Here is a 2,910-nt window from a genome sequence, read left to right as displayed (position 1 = left end):
AGTGGTGGGTGATGACGGGATCGAACCGCCGACCCCCTCCTTGTAAGGGAGGTGCTCTCCCAGCTGAGCTAATCACCCACTTCTCAATTTCTTATCTACACGGCGGAGACTACATAAAGTAGTTGGTGGGTGATGACGGGATCGAACCGCCGACCCCCTCCTTGTAAGGGAGGTGCTCTCCCAGCTGAGCTAATCACCCCCGCTGTGTGGAGTCGCATTATAGGGAGAGTTGAAAATGAGTCAACGCATTTTCTAAAGTTTTTGTTTGTTCGTCGTAAAATTAAACAAAACGATCGTGAATTACTCCGCGCTGCATGATTTCTATACGGAAATAGCAAAGCGTAGCGTTCTGACCGGATCAACATTGAGGAATCAAGCCACAGTGATAGAATACAAGGCTATTCATCTTTCCAGGATTTGCCGGTTGTCGGCATCTTTATAAACGTAAGGCCATTTCATGAAAATCAAAACTCGCTTCGCGCCTAGCCCGACAGGTTATCTGCACGTCGGCGGCGCGCGTACTGCTCTTTATTCCTGGCTTTTCGCACGTCACCACGGCGGTGAGTTCGTGCTGCGTATTGAAGACACCGATCTTGAGCGTTCCACGCCGGAAGCCATTGAAGCCATCATGGATGGTATGAACTGGCTGAACCTGGAATGGGACGAAGGCCCATATTTCCAGACCAAACGTTTTGATCGCTATAACGCGGTGATTGACGAGATGCTGGAGGCGGGAACAGCCTATAAATGCTACTGCTCTAAAGAGCGTCTGGAGCAACTGCGTGAAGATCAGATGGCGAAAGGCGAGAAGCCGCGTTATGACGGGCGTTGCCGTCACAGTCACGAACATCATGCCGACGATGAGCCATGCGTGGTGCGCTTTGCTAACCCGCAGGACGGTTCCGTTATTTTTGATGATCAGATCCGTGGGCCGATCGAATTCAGCAATCAGGAACTGGACGATCTGATCATTCGTCGTACCGACGGTTCGCCGACCTACAACTTCTGTGTGGTGGTGGACGACTGGGATATGGAAATTACCCATGTGATTCGTGGCGAAGACCATATCAACAATACTCCGCGCCAGATTAACATTCTGAAAGCGTTAAACGCGCCGGTGCCGATGTACGCACATGTGTCGATGATTAACGGCGACGACGGTAAAAAGCTGTCTAAACGTCACGGTGCGGTGAGCGTGATGCAGTATCGCGATGACGGTTATCTGCCGGAAGCGCTGCTGAACTATCTGGTGCGTCTGGGCTGGTCCAGCGGCGATCAGGAAATCTTCACCCGCGAAGAGATGATCAAGCTGTTCTCCCTCGGTGCGGTGAGCAAGTCTGCGAGCGCGTTCAACACCGATAAACTGCTGTGGCTGAACCACCACTATATCAATACGCTGGCGCCGGAATATGTGGCGACGCATTTGCAGTGGCATATCGAGCAGGAAAATATCGACACCCGTAACGGCCCGCAGCTTGCTGAACTGGTGAAACTGCTGGGCGAACGCTGCAAAACTCTGAAAGAGATGGCGCAGAGCTGCCGCTACTTCTATGAAGACTTCAGCGAGTTTGACGCCGATGCGGCGAAAAAACACCTCCGCCCGGTGGCGCGTCAGCCGCTGGAAGTGGTGCGCGACAAGCTGTCGGCGATTACGGACTGGTCAGCAGAAAACGTCCACCACGCGATTCAGGCCACGGCAGATGAGCTGGAAGTGGGGATGGGTAAAGTAGGGATGCCGCTGCGTGTGGCTGTGACCGGTGCCGGGCAGTCGCCTGCGCTGGATGTCACCGTACATGCGATTGGTAAAACCCGCAGCATTGAGCGCATCAACAAAGCGCTGGGCTTTATCGCCGAGCGTGAAAGCCAGCAGTAACGCCAGCTGAAACAGAATAAACGGCAGGGCAGACGCCTGCCGTTTATTCTTTGTTAGTCCGCCTCATTGATACCTAAACGCGTCAGAAATCCGCGAATACCTTCCCGCGATAAAAACAGCGCCAGTTTTTCCTGTTCCTGAGCAGACATATTTTCAACGGCATCAATAATTTGTCGATAAGCATGACTGTGCGCCGCGTTCGCATATTCTGCGAAAGCCTCTTCCGCCTGATAAAACGCAGGCAGTTTGCGAAAAGCCGGAATATTGAGAATAAATTCCCGCACGCTGGCATCAATATGGATGAGTCTTGCGCGTCCGCCTTTGACGCCGGGAAATTTTTCGGTTTTCCAGTGTTGTTCTCTGATCCAGCGATTGACGGTTTGCCTGGCCACGCCGAGGCATTCAGCCAGCTCTTCAGTGGTCATTTTACTGCGTAATCTTTTCATATTATTTGCTATCGCGTATCCCTAAGCGTTGTAACAAACCGGTAATCCCTTCACGCACGAGGAGAGAGGTAAACTGTTTCTGCTCGGATGAGGTCATCTCTTTGGCGAGCGTCATGAGCAGCGCTTCAAGCGATGCGTTGCTGGCAGGCGTGAATGTGTCTGCGTGATGGTCAACTGAACGTTCAGCGCTGCGGATATATTCACGAACCTGTTCGTTTACATGAACCAGACGGGCTTTACCGCCCTGGACGCCAGGTTTGGGCGATGTTGCCCAGCCTTCTTTCCGTACCCATTTATTGATGGTTTGTCGGCTGTAACCGGTGAGATTAGCGAGTTCTTCTGGCGTCATCCGTTCCTTGAACATAACGATTCCCTGAATAGTCGTGGGGTTAATTAGTGGTTCATTTTATAGCACCATTTTAGTCGAAACCGTGACGTGTTTAACTACTGAATGCGAGTTGTGCCGCAATGTCCTTTATTTGAATGCTTTTTCAGCGATTGAATTCGGCAAGTTCATTTTGCCGTTGACACATGCCGAGGGAATTCATATGATGCCGCCCGTCAACTCGACAAGCTTTACGTAGTGGGGCT

The 2,910-nt window shown here is 51.7% G+C and carries 3 protein-coding genes and 2 tRNA genes; 1 reads left to right on the top strand and 4 read right to left on the bottom strand.

Annotation, left to right across the window (positions count from 1 at the left end; translation table 11 throughout):
- Positions 1-2: 2 nt before the first annotated feature.
- A tRNA-Val gene (locus ACLJQD_RS16580) sits at positions 3-78 on the bottom strand.
- Positions 79-123: 45 nt separating this feature from the next.
- A tRNA-Val gene (locus ACLJQD_RS16575) sits at positions 124-199 on the bottom strand.
- A 258-nt stretch (positions 200-457) separates the two neighbouring features.
- On the opposite strand from ACLJQD_RS16575, the gene gltX reads away from it, so the two are divergent.
- The gene (gltX, locus tag ACLJQD_RS16570; RefSeq protein ID WP_000695623.1) at positions 458-1,873 is read left to right on the top strand and encodes a glutamate--tRNA ligase; all 1,416 of its coding nucleotides are present in this window, start codon (positions 458-460) and stop codon (positions 1,871-1,873) included.
- A gap of 53 nt (positions 1,874-1,926) precedes the next feature.
- Here gltX and ACLJQD_RS16565 read toward each other — a convergent pair whose 3' ends face one another.
- Both ACLJQD_RS16565 and ACLJQD_RS16560 read right to left on the bottom strand, forming a co-directional pair.
- On the bottom strand, positions 1,927-2,319 hold the full coding sequence (locus tag ACLJQD_RS16565) for a MerR family transcriptional regulator (RefSeq protein WP_000826514.1): 393 nt from the start codon (positions 2,317-2,319) through the stop codon (positions 1,927-1,929).
- Position 2,320: 1 nt separating this feature from the next.
- On the bottom strand, positions 2,321-2,683 hold the full coding sequence (locus ACLJQD_RS16560) for a MerR family transcriptional regulator (RefSeq protein WP_000472034.1): 363 nt from the start codon (positions 2,681-2,683) through the stop codon (positions 2,321-2,323).
- Positions 2,684-2,910 lie beyond the last annotated feature (227 nt).

Origin of the sequence: Salmonella sp. SAL04214 (assembly GCF_046550615.1) — a bacterium.
GTDB lineage: Bacteria > Pseudomonadota > Gammaproteobacteria > Enterobacterales > Enterobacteriaceae > Salmonella > Salmonella enterica.
The sequence above is the reverse complement of the archived record's forward strand: the minus strand, read 5'-3'. Positions and strand labels throughout refer to the sequence as shown.

Coding starts and splice junctions, on each gene's coding strand:
- gltX (WP_000695623.1), top strand. CDS start 458: ATGAAAATCAAAACTCGCTTCGCGCCTAGCCCGACAGGTTATCTGCAC.
- ACLJQD_RS16565 (WP_000826514.1), bottom strand. CDS start 2,319: ATGAAAAGATTACGCAGTAAAATGACCACTGAAGAGCTGGCTGAATGC.
- ACLJQD_RS16560 (WP_000472034.1), bottom strand. CDS start 2,683: ATGTTCAAGGAACGGATGACGCCAGAAGAACTCGCTAATCTCACCGGT.